Origin of the sequence: Kitasatospora sp. NBC_01302 (genome assembly GCF_035976515.1) — a bacterium.
Lineage (GTDB): Bacteria > Actinomycetota > Actinomycetes > Streptomycetales > Streptomycetaceae > Kitasatospora.
This window is the reverse complement of the sequence record NZ_CP108404.1, coordinates 6,725,241-6,744,535: the sequence shown is the minus strand read 5'-3', so window position 1 is coordinate 6,744,535 and position 19,295 is coordinate 6,725,241. Positions and strand designations below refer to the sequence as shown.

Genomic DNA, 19,295 nt, shown 5'->3' with positions numbered 1-19,295 from the left:
TACGAGTATGCCGCAACCGGCCGCCCGCTCCCGCTGCCCGCGGCGGCCCTCACCGCCGCGGGGTCACTCCCCCTTGGCGGTGTTGTGGTTCGAACCGTCCGGGTTGCTGCCGCGGAAGGAGAGCAGCACCACCAGGATCCCGCCGCAGACGATGGCGGAGTCGGCCAGGTTGAAGACCGCGAAGTGCTGCACCGAGATGAAGTCGACCACGTGGCCGCGCAGCACCCCCGGGGCGCGGAAGAGCCGGTCGGTCAGGTTGCCCAGCGCCCCGCCGAGCAGCAGGCCCAGCGCGATCGCCCAGGGCAGGCTGTACAGCCGGCGCGAGATCCGCCAGATCACCACGATCACGGCCGCGGCGATCAGCGTGAAGACCACCGTCATGGTCTGGCCCATCCCGAACGCGGCACCGGCGTTGCGGATCACCTGGAAGGTCACCACGTCACCGATCACCTGGATCGGATCGTGGCCCTCCAGCTTGGCCACCACCAGCAGCTTGCTGCTCAGGTCGATCAGGTAGGCCAGCAGCGCCACCGAGAAGAGCAGGACGAGCCGGCGGCGGCGCACCGCGGCGCGCGCCTCGGCCAGCGGGCTCGCACCGGCCGGGCCGTCCGGCGTGCCGGTCGACGCTTCGGCGGTGTCGGCCGGCTCGGTGGGCTCGTCCTGGGTCTGGGGGGAACCTGGGGTAGTGATGATCCGCTCCGCTACCGAGAAAAAGGGGCCGACGTTACGGGGTCGAGCGTACGCCACGCGGTGCGCGCGACGGCTCGACCCCGTCCCGGTCGACCCCGGCGACGGACCGTCAGCGCCGCTCCTGCTTCGCCTTGCAGGCCACGCAGAGGGTCGCCCGCGGGAAGGCCTGCAGCCGCGCCTTGCCCACCGCCTGGCCGCAGGACTCGCAGTCGCCGAAACCCACGCCCTCCAGCCGGGTCAGCGCGCGCTCGGTCTGGTCGAGCATGTCGCGGGCGTTGTTGGCCAGCGCGAGTTCGCTCTCCCGGTTGATGTTCTTGGTGCCGGCGTCCACCTGGTCGTCGCCCGCTCCGTCGTTGGAGTCGCGCATCAGGCCGGTGATCGCCGCCTCGGCGCTCTCGATCTCGTCGCGCAGCCGTGCCAGCTCCCCGTTCAGCTCGGCGTGCACCTCGGCGACCTCGGCCGCCGTCCACGGGTCCTCACCCGGGCGGACCGGCAGCTCGGCCGGGTCGACGGACTCGGCTCCGGCCGGCGCCGGGACCGTGGCCCGGGCTCCGCTGGCGACGGGGGTGTGGTTACGGCTGGTGGCCGCGCCGCGCCCGGTGGTGGTGCTGGTCTTCCGCCGTGTCGTGGTCACGGAACCCTCCCCTTGGTCGCCTGCCACGGCCTTCCGAGTCCGCCTGGTGGCGGTGCCCGCGCCCGTTGCCTTCTCAGCCATGGCTCGACCCCATCTACGAATGACTCCGGCCGACGGTTCCCGTCGGCCTCTGGTGCCGGAACGATAATCCTGATCGAATCCGGTCACAACGGGACATACCGATGCCGCGAATCGATCCCACTCGGGCAGCCGCCGGGCCCGAAGCCCGATGGACGCCGTGCCTGGGCATTGACAAAGTTGTGCCCAGATCGTCACCGGCTAACCGTTTCCCCGCGCGCTGGCGAAACTGCCTTGCCCTCGCCCTATAGACTGGGCCGGCAAGGCGCAGATGGGACGAGTACCGACGTACGCAGCCATGAGCGACCCGGGGACGGTGTGAGCCCGGGGGTGTGCGCGACGGGAAGATCACCCCGGAGCCGCCGGAAGAACGGCCCCACCCGTGGGGCCCACTAGACCCGGCCGCAAGCCCAAGGAGTGGGCCGTCGAGAGTGTCCGACGGCCAAGGAGGGTGGTACCGCGGGGCGCTTTTGGCCTCGTCCCTCCGTCGGAATGCCCGTCCACGCATCCGCCGGAGGCGCAGTGAGTACGTACAACCCCGTCCCCGCCCAGGTCGACCTGCCCGTCCTCGAGCACGGCATCCTGAGCTTCTGGCGCGACCAGAAGATCTTCCAGCGCAGCCTGGAGCAGTCCGAGGGCCGTCCCGAGTGGGTCTTCTACGAGGGCCCGCCGACCGCCAACGGCATGCCGGGCGCGCACCACATCGAGGCCCGCGTCTTCAAGGACGTCTTCCCGCGCTACCGGACCATGAAGGGCTACCACGTGGCCCGCAAGGCCGGCTGGGACTGCCACGGCCTGCCGGTGGAGCTGGCCGTCGAGAAGGAGCTGGGCTTCTCCGGCAAGCCGGACATCGAGCGGTACGGCATCGCCGAGTTCAACGCCAAGTGCCGCGAGTCGGTCACCCGGCACACCGACGAGTTCACCAAGCTCACCGAGCGGATGGGCTACTGGGTCGACCTCGACGAGGCCTACCGGACGATGGACCCCTCCTACGTCCAGTCGGTCTGGTGGTCGCTCAAGCAGATCTTCGACAAGGGCCGGCTGGTCCAGGACCACCGCGTCGCCCCCTGGTGCCCGCGCTGCGGCACCGGCCTGTCGGACCACGAGCTGGCCCAGGGCTACGAGACCGTGGTCGACCCCTCGGTCTTCGTCCGCTTCCCGCTGACCAGCGGCCCGCTGGCCGGCCGGGCCGCGCTGCTGGTGTGGACCACCACCCCGTGGACGCTGGTCTCCAACACCGCCGCCGCGGTGCACCCGGAGGTCACCTACGTGGTGGCCACCGACGGCACCGAGCAGCTGGTGGTGGCCGAGCCGCTGGTCGCCAAGGCGCTCGGCGAGGGCTGGGAGGTCACCGGGGAGTCGTTCACCGGCGCCGAGATGGAGCGCTGGGCCTACCGGCGCCCGTTCGACCTGGTCGAGATCCCGGACGCGCACTACGTCCTGAACGCCGACTACGTGACCACCGAGGACGGCACCGGCATCGTCCACCAGTCCCCCGCGTTCGGCGCGGACGACCTGGCGACCTGCCGCAAGTACGGCCTGCCGGTGGTCAACCCGGTGGAGACCGACGGCACCTTCGCCCCGGAGGTCCCGCTGGTCAGCGGCGTCTTCTTCAAGAAGGCGGACGAGGCGCTGGTCGCCGACCTCAAGGAGCGCGGCCTGCTCTTCCGCCACCTGCCCTACGAGCACAGCTACCCGCACTGCTGGCGCTGCCACACCGCGCTGCTCTACTACGCGCAGCCGTCCTGGTACATCCGGACCACCGCCGTCAAGGACGCGATGATCCGCGAGAACGAGGCCACCAACTGGTTCCCGGAGACGGTCAAGCACGGCCGCTTCGGCGACTGGCTGAACAACAACATCGACTGGGCGCTGTCGCGCAACCGCTACTGGGGCACCCCGCTGCCGATCTGGCGCTGCGAGGAGGGCCACCTGACCTGCGTCGGGTCGCTGGCGGAGCTCACCGAGCTGACCGGCACCGACCAGAGCGGGCTCGACCCGCACCGCCCGTTCATCGACGCGGTCACCTTCGCCTGCCGCGACTGCGGCGGAGCAGCCACCCGGGTGCCCGAGGTGATCGACGCCTGGTACGACTCGGGCTCGATGCCGTTCGCGCAGTACGGCTACCCCTACCAGAACAAGGAACTGTTCGAGAGCCGCTACCCGGCGCAGTTCATCTCCGAGGCGATCGACCAGACCCGCGGCTGGTTCTACACGCTGATGGCCGTCGGCACCCTGGTCTTCGACAAGTCGGCCTACGAGAACGTGGTGTGCCTGGGCCACATCCTGGCCGAGGACGGCCGCAAGATGTCCAAGCACCTGGGCAACATCCTGCAGCCGATCCCGCTGATGGACCAGCACGGCGCCGACGCGGTGCGCTGGTTCATGGCGGCCGGCGGTTCGCCCTGGTCGGCCCGCCGGGTCGGCCACGGCACCATCCAGGAGGTGGTGCGCAAGACGCTGCTCACCTACTGGAACACCGTCGCCTTCCAGGCCCTGTACGCGCGCACCGCGAACTGGGCGCCCAGCGCGAGCGACCCCGCCCCGGCGGACCGCCCGCAGCTGGACCGCTGGGTGCTCTCCGAGCTGAACACCCTGGTCCGCGAGACCGACGCGGCGCTGGAGGCCTACGACACCCAGCGGGCCGGCAAGCTGCTCTCCGGCTTCGTCGACGACCTGTCCAACTGGTACGTGCGCCGTGGCCGCCGCCGCTTCTGGCAGGGCGACGCCGCCGCGCTCGCCACCCTGCACGAGGCACTGGAGACGGTGACCCGGCTGATGGCGCCGCTCACCCCGTTCATCACCGAGCGGGTCTGGCAGGACCTGGTGGTCCCGGTCGCCCCCGAGGCCCCGGCCTCGGTGCACCTGAGCAGCTGGCCGGTGGCCGACGAGTCGCTGATCGACCCCGACCTGTCCCGGCACATGGCGCTGGTGCGCCGACTGGTCGAGCTGGGCCGCGCCACCCGCGCGGAGTCCGGTGTGAAGACCCGTCAGCCGCTGTCCCGCGCACTGATCGCGGCCCAGGGCTGGGAGGAGCTGCCCGCCGATCTGCGCGCGCAGATCGCCGAGGAGCTCAACGTCGCCACCCTGGAGTCGCTCGCGGCCGTCGGCGGTTCGCTGGTCGACACCACCGCGAAGGCGAACTTCCGCGCGCTGGGCAAGCGCTTCGGCAAGGGCGTCCAGGAGGTGGCCAAGGCGGTCGCCGCCGCCGACGCCGCCAGGCTCGCCGCCGAGCTGCGCGCTTCCGGCACCACCTCGGTGCTGCTGGACGGCGAGCCGATCAGCCTCTCGCCCGATGAGGTGATCATCACCGAGACCCCGCGCGAGGGCTGGGCCGTCGCCAACGAGTCCGGCGCCACCGTCGCCCTCGACCTGGCGATCAGCCCCGAGCTCAAGCGCCTGGGCATCGCCCGCGACGCCATCCGCCAGATCCAGGAGGCCCGCAAGAACTCCGGTCTGGACGTCGCCGACCGGATCGTGCTGCGCTGGCAGTCGGCCGACGCCGAGACGGTGGCGGCCGTCACCGAGCACGGCGCCCTGGTCGCCGAGGAGGTGCTGGCCACCGACTTCGCCGCCGGCGAGGCCGACTGGCAGTCGCCGGACTTCACCGACGAGGGCCTCGGCCTGACCTTCCAGCTGCGCAAGGCGTAGCGGGAGCGGATCGGGGGCTCACCCGCCCGGCGGGTGGGCCCCCGTACGCACGCGCGAAGGCGCCCGACCACTTCGGTGGTCGGGCGCCTTCGCACACCGGTCAGGAGGAAACGGCCGAGGCGCGTGCACCGGGCTCAGCGCAGGAGCCCGGGGCACGCGCCTCGGTACGAACCGACCTAGTTGTCGCCGTCCTCGTCGATCAGGAAGCCACGCATCGGAGCGGGGGCCTGCTGCATCGGCTGCATGGGCTGCGGCGGCTGCGGACGGACCGCGGCCATCGGCTGGGTCATGCCGGCCGGAGCCATCTGCGGGGCACCGTTGGCCGAGGGCTGACCACCGAACGACGGGGCACCGGAGCCGCCGCCGAAGGACTGGTTGCCACCGAACGACGGGTTGCCGCCGAAGGAGGGCTGGCCGCCACCGAAGGAGGGGGCGCCCGCGGAGGCCATCGACGACGCGGCCGGCGGCAGCGAAGCGGTGGCCGGGATCCGCGGCGGGGCGAGCGAGTCGTCGGCCTGCGACTCCAGCTGGCGCAGCTGGGTCTCCAGGTAGGACTTCAGGCGGGTGCGGTACTCGCGCTCGAAGGCACGCAGGTCCTCGACCTTGCGCTCCAGCGTGGCGCGCGCCGACTCCAGCGAGCCCATCGCGACGCGGTGCTTCTCCTGCGCGTCCCGCTCCAGCGCGTCGGCCTTGGCACGGGCGTCGCGCTCCAGACCCTCGGCGCGGCTGCGAGCCTCACCGACGATCTTGTTGGCCTCGGACCGGGCCTCGGAGATCGCCTGGTCGGCGGTCTGCTGGGCGAGCGCGAGCACGCGGGCCGCGCTGTCGCCGCCGGGGCCCTGCTGCTGCATCGGCGCGCCGAGCGGACCGCCGAGCTGCTGGCCGAGCGGGCCGCCCATCGGGGCGAGCTGCTGCTGGCCGCCCATGGTGCCCATCGGCTGCTGGCCCATCTGCTGCTGCATCTGGCCGCCCATCGGCTGCAGCATCTGACCGCCCATCGGCTGCACCAGCTGCTGCTGGCCGCCCATGGTGCCCATCGGCTGCTGGCCCATCTGCTGCTGGGGCTGCATCTGCTGCGGCTGCATCTGCTGCTGGCCGGGGACCTGCTGCTGCATCGGGGCGCCCTGGCCGGGCGGCAGCTGCGGGGCGCCGGACGGCAGACCCAGCGGCTGCTGGCCCATCTGCTGCTGCGGCGGCTGCTGCTGGCCGGGACCCTGCTGGCCGGGGACCGGCGGGCCGGATATGGCGGCGGGCACCGGACCGCCCTGACGCGGAGCGTCCTGCGGCTGCTCCTTGCGCATGTTCGCCTGGTTCTGCGCGGCGGCCCGGGTCGCCGCGGCCAACTTGGCCCGCAGGTCCTCGTTCTCGCGCAGCAGGCGGGTCAGCTCGGCCTCGACCTCGTCGAGGAAGGCATCGACCTCGTCCTCGTCGTAGCCTTCGCGCAGCCGGACGGTCGTGAACTGCTTGTTCCGAACGTCCTCGGGGGTCAACGGCATCTCTTCACCTCAACGTGATCGTCGGCACACTGGCATCCTGCCGCATCGCTCACCACGGCAGACGCTGCACGAGCGAGATCAGGACATACACAATGATCATCAGTACGAAGAAGGACAGGTCGAGCGCCACGCCCCCGAGACGCAACGGCGGAATGAACCGCCGAAGAAGCTTGAGTGGCGGATCCGTGACAGTGTACGTGGCCTCCAGGACCACCACCATGGCCTTGCCCGGACGCCACGAGCGGGCGAACTGGAAGACCCAGTCCATGACCAGGCGGAAGAGCAGAATCACCAGGAAGACGGTCAGTGCGTAGTAGAGCACCGCCCCCACGATCCCCATCGGGTATCCCTCTCCCAGTTCTTCCGACTCTGCCTGTTCACGAAACTGCTAGGTCACTCACTGTCCATCAGGTCCACACATGACGTCGTGGCCGGGTCAGCTCTGGTTGAAGAACCCACCCTCGGCGATTCGTGCCTTGTCCTCCGCCGTGACATCGACGTTAGCAGGAGACAGCAGGAACACCTTCTGCGTCACGCGCTCGATACTGCCGTGCAGACCGAAGACGAGTCCAGCGGCGAAGTCTACGAGGCGCTTCGCGTCGGTGTCGTCCATCTCGGTCAGATTCATGATCACCGGGGTGCCGCCACGGAACTGTTCCCCGATGGTACGGGCCTCGTTGTAGGTCCTCGGGTGCAGCGTGGTGATGCGGTACGGCTCCCGCTCGTTCACGACCTTGGGCATGATCACCGGCGCACTCTTCTCCAGATTCTGACGACGTTCGGGTGTGATGGACGACACGGGTGCCATCCGCGGCGGCTCCTGCCGGATCGGCACCGCGGCCGGCACCGGCTGGGGCGCGATCGAGGCGACTTGCGCCGGTGGGGCGGAGGCGGGCCGCGGGATGTCCTCGGTCCGCCCGGTCCGGATGGGCTCGGGGTCCGTGTCGTAGTCGTCGTCCGGGTCGTAACCCTGACCGTCGTACGTCTCGTCCTCCACGAGGCCGAGGTAGACCGCCATCTTGCGCATTGCGCCGGCCATGCTCCTGTCCTCCGCTCTGTGGTGGATCGGCTTCGTCACCGGCCAGGCCCGCGAAATCCGTCACCGTGAAGTACGGTGGGTTTCCCGGGCCCGCGGTCCGCTCACGATCTGTCAGGCCACGGCTACGGAGAGCCGATGATCTGTCAGGGTGTGTGCGTGGCCGCGGACATACGATCCACGATTGATTGGCATCCTCAGGACGAATCGGTGCTTTGTCCTGATTTGTCCTGCAGTCTGATCTACTACCCGGTGACGTTACCCGAGCCGTGACCGCGCACCGAGCACCGCCGTACCGACGCGTACATGTGTCGCTCCGGCCGCGATCGCCTGCTCAAGGTCACCGCTCATCCCTGCCGAGACCATCGTGGCAGCAGGATGGGCCGCGCGTACGGCGGTTGAGATTTCCGCCAACTTCGCGAACGCCGCGGCCGGGTCGCCGGCCAGAGTTCCCGTCAGCGGAGCGACCGTCATCACACCGTCAAGGCGCAGCCCGGGCGTGTCGGCGATGCGGTCCGCCAGGGCCAGCACGTCCTCGGCGGCGACCCCGGCCCGGCCCTCACCCGACTCGCCGGCGCCGGCCTTCTCCTTCTCCAGCGCCACCTGCACCAGGCAGCCCAGCGGGGGCCGTTCGGCCTTCGACACCGCGTCAGCCAGTGCCGTGACCAGCCGCTCCCGGTCGACCGAGTGAACATGGTGTGCGTAGCGCACCACCGAGCGCACCTTGTTCGTCTGCAACTGTCCGACGAAGTGCCAGGTCAGCGCGAGATCGGCACACTCGGCCGCCTTGGGGGCGGCGTCCTGGTCGCGGTTCTCGGCCACCTCGCGGACACCGAGCGAAGCCAGCAGCCGGGTGTCCGAAGCCGGGTAGGTCTTGGTGACCACGATCAGGGAGACCTCGGAGCGCGCTCGTCCGGCTGCCGCACAGGCGGCCTCGATCCGGCGCTCCACGGCCGCAAGACCGCTCCTGAGCTGCTCGAGGCGGTCGGGCGCCGGGAACTCGGCGGACTGCTGGTTCGTCATATTCACTGCCTATCACACGCGACGATGCCCACCCCAGCCGTCCGGCCGGGGTGGGCATCGAGCCCTGCACGAATTACTTCAGGAAGTCCGGAACGTCCAGCTCCTCGGCCGGGCTCTCCACATAGGGCGAGCGGACCGGCTGGACCTGCGGCGGCACCGGCGGGGCCACCGTGGTCTCGGTCTTCGAGGCGGCGGTCGAGCCGTTGGCGCCCTCGTCCGACGAACGGCCCGTCACCGAACCCAGCCCCCCGCTGCCGTACGGCCGGCCGGCCGCGCTCATCGGACGCTCGGTCGGGGCGGGCGGAGTCGCCTTCACCACCGGGTCGCGCACGATGGCCGGCGGCTGGCCGCCGTCGAACCCGGCCGCGATCACGGTGACCCGCACCTCGTCGCCGAGCGCGTCGTCGATCACGGCACCGAAGATGATGTTCGCCTCGGGGTGCGCCGCCTCGCTGACCAGCTGGGCCGACTCGTTGATCTCGAAGAGACCGAGGTCGGAGCCGCCGGAGATGGAGAGCAGCACACCGCGGGCACCGTCGATCGAGGCCTCGAGCAGCGGGGAGGAGATGGCCATCACGGCCGCCGCCTTGGCCCGGTCCTCGCCGCGCGCCGAGCCGATCCCCATCAGCGCCGAACCGGCGTCCGACATGACCGACTTGACGTCGGCGAAGTCGAGGTTGATCAGGCCCGGGGTGGTGATCAGGTCGGTGATGCCCTGCACGCCGGAGAGCAGCACCTGGTCGGCCGAGCGGAACGCGTCCAGCACGCTGACCTGGCGGTCGGAGATCGACAGCAGCCGGTCGTTGGGGATCACGATGAGGGTGTCGACCTCCTCGCGCAGCCCGGCGATGCCGTCCTCGGCCTGGTTGGCGCGACGCCGGCCCTCGAAGGTGAACGGCCGGGTGACCACGCCGATGGTCAGCGCGCCCAGCGAGCGGGCGATGTTGGCCACCACGGGCGCGCCGCCGGTGCCGGTGCCGCCGCCCTCGCCGGCCGTGACGAAGACCATGTCGGCCCCCTTGAGGACCTCCTCGATCTCCTCGCGGTGGTCCTCGGCGGCCTTGCGGCCGACCTCGGGGTTGGCGCCGGCGCCCAGACCCCGGGTGAGCTCGCGGCCCACGTCGAGCTTGACGTCGGCGTCGCTCATCAGGAGGGCCTGTGCATCGGTGTTGATCGCGATGAACTCGACGCCCTTGAGACCGACCTCGATCATCCGGTTGATGGCGTTGACACCGCCGCCGCCGATACCGACGACCTTGATGACTGCGAGGTAGTTCTGCGGTGCTGCCACGTCGAAGGCCTCTCGCCTCGGATGTCCGGGTCGGCTCCTGGGTCGTGACAGTTGCACGAACCACGATGCCGACGGATGTCGATGGGTGGGGGAGCCCGATTCCTGACTGATTGTCCGAAAATGCGGACCGCCGACCCGAACCCTAAACTTGACGTTGAGGGTTCATGCTGTGCCTGCGTCAGATCCTGAAGACGCATCAGATCCCCGACCGCAGATCAGCGCTCCGTCAGATCGCCACTGCGTCAGATCACCGTAGTGAACAGCCTGGTGACACAGGACACTAAGTGCCGGGCGGGCCCGTGTTCAACGAACACGCCGAGCTTCCCTTTTTTCTTTTGAGCCTATGTGATCATCACCCGGCAGTCAGCACCGGGGTCGATCACCCAGGGTCGGGGAATCACCGATGGATCGTCAATAGTGACGAATCGACCGGTCAAGATCCCGACAACCCCGAGGAGTACAGAACCTACCGGATTTCCGTTCAGCCCGAGATCGCCGGGGCGTCCGGGGCGCTGACGTCGTAGGTCGCGGCCTTCTGCTTCAGCAGGGCGAGCAGCACCGTCGCCTTGCGCTGCCCCCGGTCAGGGCTCCCCCACCGCACGGTGGCACCCCCGGGCAGTCGCAACTCGATGTCGTCATACGAACGAACCAGTAGTGCCGGGCTCTGCTTGGCCACGTCGGGCGGCAGCGCGGTGGCCACCCTGACCGCGCCCTGGACCAGCCGGCTGGCCGGAAAGACCGCGGCGGCGTCCTGGGCCGGCTGGCTGAGCTGGAGTTCGACCACCGGAACACCGGGCGGCGGCGTTGGTTCGGTGGCGAAACTCACCCCAGATGCATCCATCTGAGTGAACTTTCCATCAGAAGTCTTGACAGCCGCAACAGGTTGACGCTCGATCACCTTCACCCGCAGGGTGTGCGGCCAGCCCCGCCAGACCTCCGCCCTGGCGACCCGCGGGATCGCCTGGACCCGGCGCTGCACCGCGTCCAGGTCGACGCGGGCCAGCGGGCCGTGCTGGACCGGCCCTATGGCGGCCCGGACCTCGTCGACCGTCAGCTGGTCGTTGCGCAGCCCCTGGATCGCCACCGACTGGACGTCCAGCACCGAGGAGAAGAAGACCAGCCAGGCCAGCAGGCCCAGGACCGCAGCCCCGAGCCCACCGAGCACCAGGACCCCGCGCCGCGACAGCCGCAGCGCGGGGGGCTCGTCCTCCTCGTCCTCCGCGGCCAACTCCTCGTCGCTCGGCGCGGCGGTGAGCCGGTCAGCCACGACGCCGGCCACCCCGGGCCGCGTCGATCGCCTCGTACACCATCCCGACCAGCAGGTCGTCGGCGTCCCGGCGGCCGAACTCGGCGGCTGCCCGGCTCATGTCCCACAGCCGCTGCGGGTCGGTGAGCACCGGCAGGACATTGCTCAGCACCCAGTCCGGGGTCAGCTCGGCGTCGTCCACCAGCAGGCCGCCGCCAGCCTTGACCATCGGCTGGGCGTTCAACCGCTGCTCGCCGTTGCCGATCGGCAGCGGCACGAAGCAGGCCGGCAGGCCGACGGCGGCGAGCTCGGCCACCGTCATCGCGCCGGCCCGGCAGAGCATCAGGTCGGCGGCGGCATAGGCGAGGTCCATCCGGTCCAGGTACGGCACCGCGCGGTAGGGCGGCATGCCGGGGATGTCGTCGATCCGCGGCAGCTCGTTCTTCGGGCCCACCGCGTGCAGCACCTGGACGCCGTACTGCTGCAGGCGCGGCGCGATCGCCTGGATGGTCTCGTTCAGCCGGCGCGCGCCCTGCGAGCCGCCGGAGACCAGCAGGGTGGGCAGCCGCTGGTCGAGGCCGAAGTAGTGCCGGGCCTCGGGGCGCACCGCGTTGCGGTCCAGGGTCGCGATGGTGCGGCGCAGCGGGATGCCGATGTAGCGCGAGTCGCGCAGCTTGCTGTCCGGGGTGGAGACCGCGACGAAGTCGCTGTACCGGGCACCGATCTTGTTGGCCAGGCCCGGTCGGGCGTTGGCCTCGTGCACCACGATCGGCACCCCGGCCCGCTTGGCCGCCAGGTAGGCGGGCATCGCGACGTAGCCGCCGAAGCCGACCACGGCGTCCGCCTTGACCCGCTCGATGATCTCCTGGGCGGCCCGGACGGTGCCCCGCAGCCGGCCCGGCACGGTGATCAGCTCGGGGGTGGGCTTGCGCGGCAGCGGGACGGCCGGGATCAGCTCCAGCTGGTAGCCGCGCTCGGGCACCAGGCGGGTCTCCAGGCCGCGCTCGGTACCGAGCGCGGTGATGCCGATGCTCGGGTCGTGCCTGCGCAGCGCGTCCGCGAGCGCCATGGCCGGCTCGATGTGTCCTGCGGTACCCCCGCCGGCGAGTACGACATGCACCGAAAATCACCGCTCCCTGCGCGGCGGCCGGGCGGCCGGGCGCGCTGTGGTTCGTCGTGGCAGCACCCGGCGCAGACCTGTCCTGAACCGGGACTTCGAGCTCCGGGCGGCCAGTGCCGCCTTCGCCCCCGGGACGCTGCGTGCGAAGCAGAGCAGCATCCCCAGGGCGCACATGGCCGACAGCATGGCGGACCCGCCGTAGGAGAACAGCGGGAGGGGCACGCCCGCGATGGGCAGCAGTCCCAGCGCCGACCCCAGGTTGATCATGGCCTGGGCCATGATCCACGTGGTGGCGGCTCCCGCGGCGTACCTGACGAAGGGGTCCTTCGTGCCGATGGCCACTCGGATACCCGCATACCCTAGTGCCGCGAAGAGACCGATCACCGACAGCGTCCCCACGAGACCGAGTTCCTCACCGGTCGCGGCGAAGATGAAGTCGGTGTGCGCCTCCGGGAGCTGGCCCCACTTCTCGTAGCCGGCCCCGAGGCCGGTGCCGAAGGTACCGCCCAGTCCGAAGGCGTACAGGCCGTGCAGCGCCTGGAAACAGTCGTGGTCGACCGACGGCTTGGTGGTGCCGATGCAGGCCAGCCGGTCCAGCCGGTGCGGCACGGTGATGATCAGCGCGGTGCAGGCCACCACGGCGACCCCGAGGGTCGCGACGAAGAGCCGCAGCGGAGCGCCGACCATCCACAGCAGCGCGAAGACCATCGCCACCAGGATCATCGAGGTGCCCATGTCGCCGCCGAGCATGATCAGCATCAGCAGCACCAGGGCGCCCGGCACCAGCGGGACCAGCAGGTGCTTCCACTGGGTGAGGGTGCCGGCCTTCTGCTTGCGGGCCAGCAGGTCGGCCCCCCAGAGCAGCAGCGCGAGCTTGGCGAACTCCGAGGGCTGGACCTGGAAGAAGCCGAAATTGAGCCAGTTCCGGTTGCCGTTGACCTTCATCCCGATGCCGGGGATGGCCACCAGCACCATGGCGCCGATCGAGCCGAGCAGCACCGGGTAGGCCAGCACCCGGTGCACGGCGACCGGCACCTTGGCGGCGGCCACCAGCAGCACCGATCCGAGCACCACCGCGACCAGCTGCTTGCGGAAGTAGAAGAGCCCGGGCAGGCCCTGGTGGATGGCCGTGATGTTGGAGGACGAGAAGACCATCACCAGGCCGAGCACCAGCAGCAGCGAGGCCGCGCCGAGGATCAGGTAGTAGGGCGTCAGCGGACGGCCCAGGGTCCAGCGCAGCCGGTCGCGCAGCGCACGCAGGCGTCCGGTCAGACCCTCGGTCTTGAAGATCGTGCTGGTCGCCGAGATCAGCGACGGGCCGGGGCCGCCGCCGGGCGGGGAGGCGGCGGCACGCTCCGGCGCCGCGGCCCCGCCGCGCTCCGGCCGGGTGGCCGCCTTGCCCTGACCCGCCACGGCGCCTGCCCCTCTCCCGGTTCCCGTCGTCAGTCCGTCAGCCCCCGCACCGCCTCGGCGAACAGGTCGCCCCGCTCGCCGTAGTGGGTGAACATGTCCATCGAGGCGCAGGCCGGGGCGAGGAGCACGGTATCGCCCGATCGGGCGAGGCCCTGGGCGGTGCGGACCACCTCCGCCATCGCCACCGCGCCAGTCTGGCCTTCGGCCGCCTCGATCACTGGTACATCCGGGGCGTGTCGCGCCAGCGCCGCGCGGATCAGCGCGCGGTCCTCGCCGATCAGCACCGCGGCGCGCAGCCGGGTGGCCGCGCCCTTGACCAGCTCGTCGAAGGTCGCGCCCTTGGCCAGGCCGCCGGCGATCCACACGATCGGCTCATAGGCCGCCAGCGAGGCGGCGGCGGCATGGGTGTTGGTGGCCTTGGAGTCGTCGATCCAGCGCACCCCGCCGACCTCGGCGACGAAGGCGATCCGGTGCGCGTCCGGCCGGAAGGCCCGCAGCCCCTCGCGCACCGCCTTGGCCTCCACGCCGTAGGCGCGGGCCAGCGCGGCGGCGGCCAGGGCGTTGGCGATGTTGTGCGGGGCCGGCGGCTCGACGTCGTCGACCGAGCCGATCTCGGCCGCGTTCTTGGCCCGGTCCGGGACGAAGGCCCGGTCCACCAGCAGGCCGTCCACCACGCCGAACTGGGAGAGCCCGGGGGCGCCGAGGCCGAAGCCGATGGCCCGGCAGCCCTCCTCGACGTCGGCCTCGCGGACCAGTTCCTCGGTGGCGGGGTCGGCCAGGTTGTACACGCAGGCGACCTGGTTGCCCTGGTAGATCCGGCCCTTGTCGGCGCCGTAGGCCGCCATCGAGCCGTGCCAGTCCAGGTGGTCGGGGGCCAGGTTGAGCACGGCCGCCGAGTGCGGGCGCAGCGAGGGCGCCCAGTGCAGCTGGTAGCTGGACAGCTCGACGGCGAGCACGTCGTACGGCTGCTGCTCGCTCCCGGCGGCGGCGTCGAAGCCCGCGAGGACGGCGTCCAGCACCGAGACCCCGACGTTGCCGACGGCGGCGGTGCGCCGGCCGGCCGCGGTCAGGATCGAGGCCAGCATCTGGACCGTGGTGGTCTTGCCGTTGGTGCCGGTGACGGCCAGCCAGGGGGCCGGCTCGCCGGTGGCGGGCAGCGGCCTGCGCAGCCGCCAGGCCAGCTCGACATCGCCCCAGACCGGCACGCCGGCCGCCTCGGCGGCCGCGAACAGCGGGCTGCTCGGCGGCCAGCCGGGCGAGGTGACGATCAGTTCGGTGCCCTCGGGCAGCGTGTCGCCGTCGCCGAACCGCACCCCGATCCCGTCCAGTTCGGCGGCGCGGGCGCGCAGCGCGGGGCTGTCGCCGCCGTCCACCACGGTGACCTCGGCGCCCAGGTCGCGCAGCACCCGGGCCGCGCTGATGCCGGAGACGCCCAGGCCCGCCACCACGACCGGCAGCCCCGGCCAGTTCGGGGTCGTGCTCAACTGCTCACCCATCCCGCGTAGAAGATGCCGAGGCCCACCGCCACACAGAGGCCCTGGATGATCCAGAACCGGACCACGATCAGCACTTCGCTCCAGCCCTTGAGCTCGAAGTGGTGCTGTAGTGGTGCCATTTTGAAGACGCGCTTGCCGGTCAGCCGGAACGAGCCGACCTGGATGATCACCGACAGGGTGATGATCACGAAGAGGCCGCCGAGCAGCGGCAGCAGCAGCTCGGTGCGCGAGCAGATCGCCAGACCGGCCAGTGCGCCACCGAGGGCCAGCGAGCCGGTGTCGCCCATGAAGATCTTGGCCGGTGAGGTGTTCCACCACAGGAAGCCGAAGCAGGAGCCCATCAGCGCCGAGGCCACCACCGCCAGGTCCAGCGGGTCGCGGACCTCGAAGCAGTTGGCGGTCGCGGTCACGAACCGGTCGCAGGACTGGCCGTACTGCCAGACGCCGATGAAGACGTAGGCACCGAAGACCATCACGGAGGCGCCGGTGGCCAGGCCGTCCAGACCGTCCGTCAGGTTCACGCCGTTCGACATGCCGGCGATCATGAAGTACGCCCACATGACGAACAGCACGGGGCCGATCGACCAGCTGAAGTCCTGGATGAAGGAGAGGCTGGTGGAGGCCGGGGTCAGCCCGCGCGGGTCGTGGAACTGCAGCGACAGGATCGCGAAGGCCAGACCCACGAAGGACTGCCCGAGCAGCTTCGCCTTGGCCCGCAGGCCCAGCGAGCGCTGCTTGACCACCTTGATGTAGTCGTCCAGGAACCCGACCAGGCCCAGACCCGACATCAGGAACAGCACCAGCAGGCCCGAGGCCCGCGGCTGGTCACCGGTGATCACCTTGGTCAGCGCGTAGGCGATCAGGGTGGCCAGGATGAACGCGATGCCGCCCATGGTCGGCGTACCGCGCTTGCTGTGGTGGGCCTTGGGGCCGTCGTCGCGGATCATCTGGCCGTAACCGTGCCGGGCCAGCAGCCGGATCAGTGCCGGGGTGCCGAACAGCGACAGCACCAGGCCGATCAGTCCGGAGTAGAGAATCTGCTTCACTGAGCGGCACCGTCCGCCAACAGCGCCTGGGCGACCCGCTCCAGGCCGACCGACCGGCTGGCCTTCACCAGCACCACGTCCCCTGGCCGCAGCTGACCGCGCAGCAGCTCGACCGCCGCGTCCGCGTCGGACACCAGCACCGACTCCTCACCCCACGAACCTTCGTTCCTCGCGCCCAGTTCCATGCAGGCCGCCTCCCGTCCGCCCACCGCCACCAGCTTGGTGACGTCGAGTCGGACCGCGAGCCGCCCGATGGCGTCGTGCTCGTCGAGGCTCTCCTCGCCGAGCTCCCGCATCTCTCCGAGCACCGCCCAGGTGCGGCGGCGCTCCGGGCCGCGGCCCCCCATCGTGGCGAGCGTGCGCAGCGCGGCCCGCATCGACTCCGGGTTCGCGTTGTACGCGTCGTTCACGACGGTGACCCCATCGGCCCGGTCGACGACCTCCATGCGCCAGCGGGACAGCGCACCCGCCTCGCCCAGGGCGGCGGCGGTGTCGTCGACGGACAGTCCGAGCTCCATCGCCACCGCGGCGGCGGCGAGGGCGTTCGAGACGTGGTGCTCACCGTACAGGCGCAGTTGTACGGGTGCGGAACCGGCCAGGGTGCTCAGCGTGAACGATGGCCGACCGGTGGCGTCCAGGCGAACGTTCTGTGCCCGGACGTCGGCGCCCGGGGTCTCGCCGAAGGTGACCACCCTGGCCCGGGTGCGCGAGGCCATCGCGCGCACCAGCGGGTCGTCCGCGTTCAGCACCGCGACGCCGTCCTCGGCCAGCGCCTCGACCAGCTCGCCCTTGGCCTCGGCGATGCCCTCCTTGGAGCCGAACTCCCCCAGGTGGGCGCTGCCGACGTTGAGGACCAGGCCGATCGAGGGGCGGGCCAGCGAGCACAGGTAGGCGATGTCGCCCTTGTGCCGGGCCCCCATCTCCAGCACCAGGTGCCGGGTGTCGGTCTCGACCCGGGTCGCGGTCATCGGGAAGCCGAGCTCGTTGTTGAGCGAGCCCTCGGTGAAGACGGTCGGGCCGATCCTGGTCAGCAGTTGGGCGATCAGGTCCTTGGTGCTGGTCTTGCCGGCCGAGCCGGTCAGTGCCACCACCGTGGCGCCGGCCCGGTCGGTCACCGCCTGGGCGAGCCGGCCCATGGCCACCTGCACATCGGCGACGACCACCGCGGGCACGCCCAGCGCACGCTCGGCGAGCACCGCCACCGCGCCGGCCGCGACGGCCCGGTCGGCGTAGTCGTGTCCGTCCACCCGCTCGCCGCGGAAGGCGGCGAAGAGGCCGCCGGGCGCCGCCTTGCGGGAGTCGACCGCCAGCGGGCCGGTCACCAGCGCCTGCGGGTCGGCCCCGTCGACCAGTTCGCCGCCGGTCACGGCGGCCACCTCGGCCAGGGTCAGTGCGATCACGGCTGCTCCACTCCTCGGGACTGGGGGTGGCTGCGGACAATGGCCTCGCGCAGCACCTCCCGGTCGTCGAACGGGCGGACCTCGCCCTTGACGTACTGGCCGAGCTCATGGCCCTTGCCGGCCACCAGGACGGTGTCCCCGGCGTGCGCGCGGGCCACCGCGGCGGCGATCGCCGCCGCCCGGTCCGGCACCACGAGGACCTCGCCGCGCTCGGCCTCGGGGACCTCCAGCGCGCCGCCCAGCATGCTGGCCAGGATCGCCAGCGCGTCCTCGGAGCGCGGGTTGTCACTGGTCAGCACGGCGGTGTCGGCCAGCCGGGCGGCGCTGCTGCCCATCGGGGCGCGCTTGAAGGGGTCGCGGTCGCCGCCGCAGCCCACCACCACGTGCAGCCGGCCCTTGGTGACCTCGCGCAGCGAGGCCAGCACCGCGTTGAGCGCGTCCGGCTTGTGCGCGTAGTCGACCACGGCGACGAAGTCCTGCCCGGCGTCCACCCGCTCCAGGCGGCCCGGCACGCCCGGCACGGCGGCCACCCCGGCCACCGCGTCGGCCAGCGGCAGCCCGGCGGTGGCCAGCGCGGCGATCGCGGCCAGCGCGTTGGCGACGTTGAAGGGCCCGGGCAGCGGCACCGCGGCGTCGGCCGCCTGGCCGCCGGGGCCCAGCACCCGGAAGGTCGAGCCGGTCGGGCCCAGCTGCACGTCCACCGCGCGCCAGTCGGCCTCGGCGGCACCGGTGGCGGAGAAGGTGCTGACCGGGATGGCGGCCTCGGCGGCCAGCCGGCGGCCGTAGGCGTCGTCCAGGTTGACCACCCCGGCCCGGCTGCGGCCGGCCTCGAAGAGCCGTGCCTTGGCCCGGTAGTAGTCCTCCATGTCCGGGTGGAAGTCGAGGTGCTCGGGGGTCAGGTTGTTGAAGACGGCCACGTCGTAGCTGACGCCGTCGGCCCGGCCGAAGACCAGCGCGTGGCTGGAGACCTCCATCACCACCGCGTCGGCCCCGCGCTCGCGCATCACGGCGAGGATCGCGTGCAGGTCGGTGGCCTCGGGGGTGGTGCGCTCGCTCTTGATCCGCTCGGCTCCGACCCGCATCTCCACCGTGCCGATCACCCCGGGGGTGCGGGCGGCGCCCTTGAGGCCGCCCTCGATCAGGTACGAGGTGGTGGTCTTGCCGTTGGTGCCGGTGATACCGATGGTCAGCAGCGCCTGCGAGGGGTCGCCGTAGATCCGGGCGGCCAGCGTGCCCATGAACGCGCGCGGGCTGGCCACCACCAGGACCGGCACGGACAGCCCGCCCGTCAGGGCGCTCGCCGCCTGCTCGGCGCCCGCCGGGTCGGTGAGGACCGCGACGGCTCCGGCCTGCGCGGCCTGGGCAGCGAAGGCTGCACCGTGGTGGTTGGCCCCGGCGAAGGCCACGTAGAGGTCGCCCGGTCGCACCGCGCGCGAGTCGTGGGTGATGCCGGTGGCCGGCTCGCCCTCGACCGCCGCGACGCCCAGCAGTTCGGCGATCTCGGCGAGCGGGACGGGCACCGCCGCACTCGGGCGGGGTGGGCTCACACGGGTTTGGTCTGATTTCGGCACGGCGGGCAGGCTATCGGCCCCAGGGCTCCGGAAGCCAAGTGAGCCTCGGTCAGCCCCTTGGGCGGGACCGGTGGATGTGAGGTGGTTCACAGGTGTGGCCATGT

Annotated in this window: 15 protein-coding genes; 1 reads left to right on the top strand and 14 read right to left on the bottom strand. The window is 71.4% G+C overall.

Going from position 1 to position 19,295, the window contains the following annotated elements; genetic code table 11:
• Positions 1-63 precede the first annotated feature (63 nt).
• Positions 64-747, bottom strand: coding sequence for a signal peptidase II (lspA, locus tag OG294_RS29620; RefSeq protein WP_327069605.1), 684 nt, complete (start codon positions 745-747; stop codon positions 64-66).
• A gap of 52 nt (positions 748-799) precedes the next feature.
• Positions 800-1,324 carry a TraR/DksA family transcriptional regulator gene (locus OG294_RS29615; RefSeq protein WP_327069604.1) on the bottom strand — a complete coding sequence of 175 codons (525 nt, stop codon included), beginning with the start codon at positions 1,322-1,324 and terminating at the stop codon, positions 800-802.
• Positions 1,325-1,924: 600 nt separating this feature from the next.
• Between OG294_RS29615 and ileS the strand changes: the two genes are divergently transcribed.
• A complete protein-coding gene (gene ileS / locus OG294_RS29610) occupies positions 1,925-5,053 on the top strand; it encodes an isoleucine--tRNA ligase (protein WP_327069603.1) in 3,129 nt (1,042 codons plus the stop codon).
• 176 nt (positions 5,054-5,229) lie between these two features.
• Here the strand turns inward: ileS and OG294_RS29605 are convergent, their stop codons facing one another.
• From OG294_RS29605 to OG294_RS29550, 12 genes are all read right to left on the bottom strand, one after another.
• Positions 5,230-6,549, bottom strand: coding sequence for a DivIVA domain-containing protein (locus tag OG294_RS29605; protein WP_327069602.1), 1,320 nt, complete (start codon positions 6,547-6,549; stop codon positions 5,230-5,232).
• Between the two features lie 49 nt (positions 6,550-6,598).
• Positions 6,599-6,889, bottom strand: coding sequence for a YggT family protein (locus OG294_RS29600; RefSeq protein WP_110665401.1), 291 nt, complete (start codon positions 6,887-6,889; stop codon positions 6,599-6,601).
• 96 nt (positions 6,890-6,985) lie between these two features.
• Positions 6,986-7,588 carry a cell division protein SepF gene (locus tag OG294_RS29595; protein ID WP_327069601.1) on the bottom strand — a complete coding sequence of 201 codons (603 nt, stop codon included), beginning with the start codon at positions 7,586-7,588 and terminating at the stop codon, positions 6,986-6,988.
• Between the two features lie 255 nt (positions 7,589-7,843).
• Positions 7,844-8,608, bottom strand: a complete 765-nt coding sequence (locus OG294_RS29590) for a YggS family pyridoxal phosphate-dependent enzyme (protein WP_327069600.1) — start codon at positions 8,606-8,608, stop codon at positions 7,844-7,846.
• Between the two features lie 73 nt (positions 8,609-8,681).
• A complete protein-coding gene (ftsZ, locus tag OG294_RS29585) occupies positions 8,682-9,899 on the bottom strand; it encodes a cell division protein FtsZ (protein ID WP_327069599.1) in 1,218 nt (405 codons plus the stop codon).
• A 481-nt stretch (positions 9,900-10,380) separates the two neighbouring features.
• A complete protein-coding gene (locus tag OG294_RS29580; protein ID WP_327069598.1) occupies positions 10,381-11,166 on the bottom strand; it encodes a cell division protein FtsQ/DivIB in 786 nt (261 codons plus the stop codon).
• Positions 11,159-12,265, bottom strand: a complete 1,107-nt coding sequence (gene murG, locus OG294_RS29575) for an undecaprenyldiphospho-muramoylpentapeptide beta-N-acetylglucosaminyltransferase (protein WP_184934951.1) — start codon at positions 12,263-12,265, stop codon at positions 11,159-11,161. The genes OG294_RS29580 and murG overlap by 8 nt, the downstream gene beginning before the upstream one ends.
• Before the next feature lie 6 nt (positions 12,266-12,271).
• Positions 12,272-13,678: a putative lipid II flippase FtsW gene (gene ftsW, locus OG294_RS29570; RefSeq protein WP_442789242.1), complete on the bottom strand. Its 1,407-nt coding sequence runs from the start codon at positions 13,676-13,678 to the stop codon at positions 12,272-12,274.
• 29 nt (positions 13,679-13,707) lie between these two features.
• The gene (murD, locus tag OG294_RS29565; protein ID WP_327069597.1) at positions 13,708-15,174 is read right to left on the bottom strand and encodes a UDP-N-acetylmuramoyl-L-alanine--D-glutamate ligase; all 1,467 of its coding nucleotides are present in this window, start codon (positions 15,172-15,174) and stop codon (positions 13,708-13,710) included.
• Positions 15,159-16,220: a phospho-N-acetylmuramoyl-pentapeptide-transferase gene (gene mraY / locus OG294_RS29560; protein WP_327069596.1), complete on the bottom strand. Its 1,062-nt coding sequence runs from the start codon at positions 16,218-16,220 to the stop codon at positions 15,159-15,161. Before mraY ends, murD begins: the two co-directional genes overlap by 16 nt.
• Positions 16,217-17,620, bottom strand: a complete 1,404-nt coding sequence (locus OG294_RS29555) for a UDP-N-acetylmuramoyl-tripeptide--D-alanyl-D-alanine ligase (protein WP_327069595.1) — start codon at positions 17,618-17,620, stop codon at positions 16,217-16,219. The genes mraY and OG294_RS29555 overlap by 4 nt, the downstream gene beginning before the upstream one ends.
• Entirely contained in the window at positions 17,617-19,293 is a 1,677-nt protein-coding gene (locus OG294_RS29550; protein WP_442789241.1) for a UDP-N-acetylmuramoyl-L-alanyl-D-glutamate--2,6-diaminopimelate ligase, read from the bottom strand. The genes OG294_RS29555 and OG294_RS29550 overlap by 4 nt, the downstream gene beginning before the upstream one ends.
• Between the last annotated feature and the right edge of the window lie 2 nt (positions 19,294-19,295).

Coding starts and splice junctions, on each gene's coding strand:
- OG294_RS29605 (WP_327069602.1), bottom strand. CDS start 6,549: ATGCCGTTGACCCCCGAGGACGTTCGGAACAAGCAGTTCACGACCGTC.
- OG294_RS29600 (WP_110665401.1), bottom strand. CDS start 6,889: ATGGGGATCGTGGGGGCGGTGCTCTACTACGCACTGACCGTCTTCCTG.
- OG294_RS29595 (WP_327069601.1), bottom strand. CDS start 7,588: ATGGCCGGCGCAATGCGCAAGATGGCGGTCTACCTCGGCCTCGTGGAG.
- OG294_RS29590 (WP_327069600.1), bottom strand. CDS start 8,608: ATGACGAACCAGCAGTCCGCCGAGTTCCCGGCGCCCGACCGCCTCGAG.
- murD (WP_327069597.1), bottom strand. CDS start 15,174: ATGGGTGAGCAGTTGAGCACGACCCCGAACTGGCCGGGGCTGCCGGTC.
- OG294_RS29550 (WP_442789241.1), bottom strand. CDS start 19,293: ATGGCCACACCTGTGAACCACCTCACATCCACCGGTCCCGCCCAAGGG.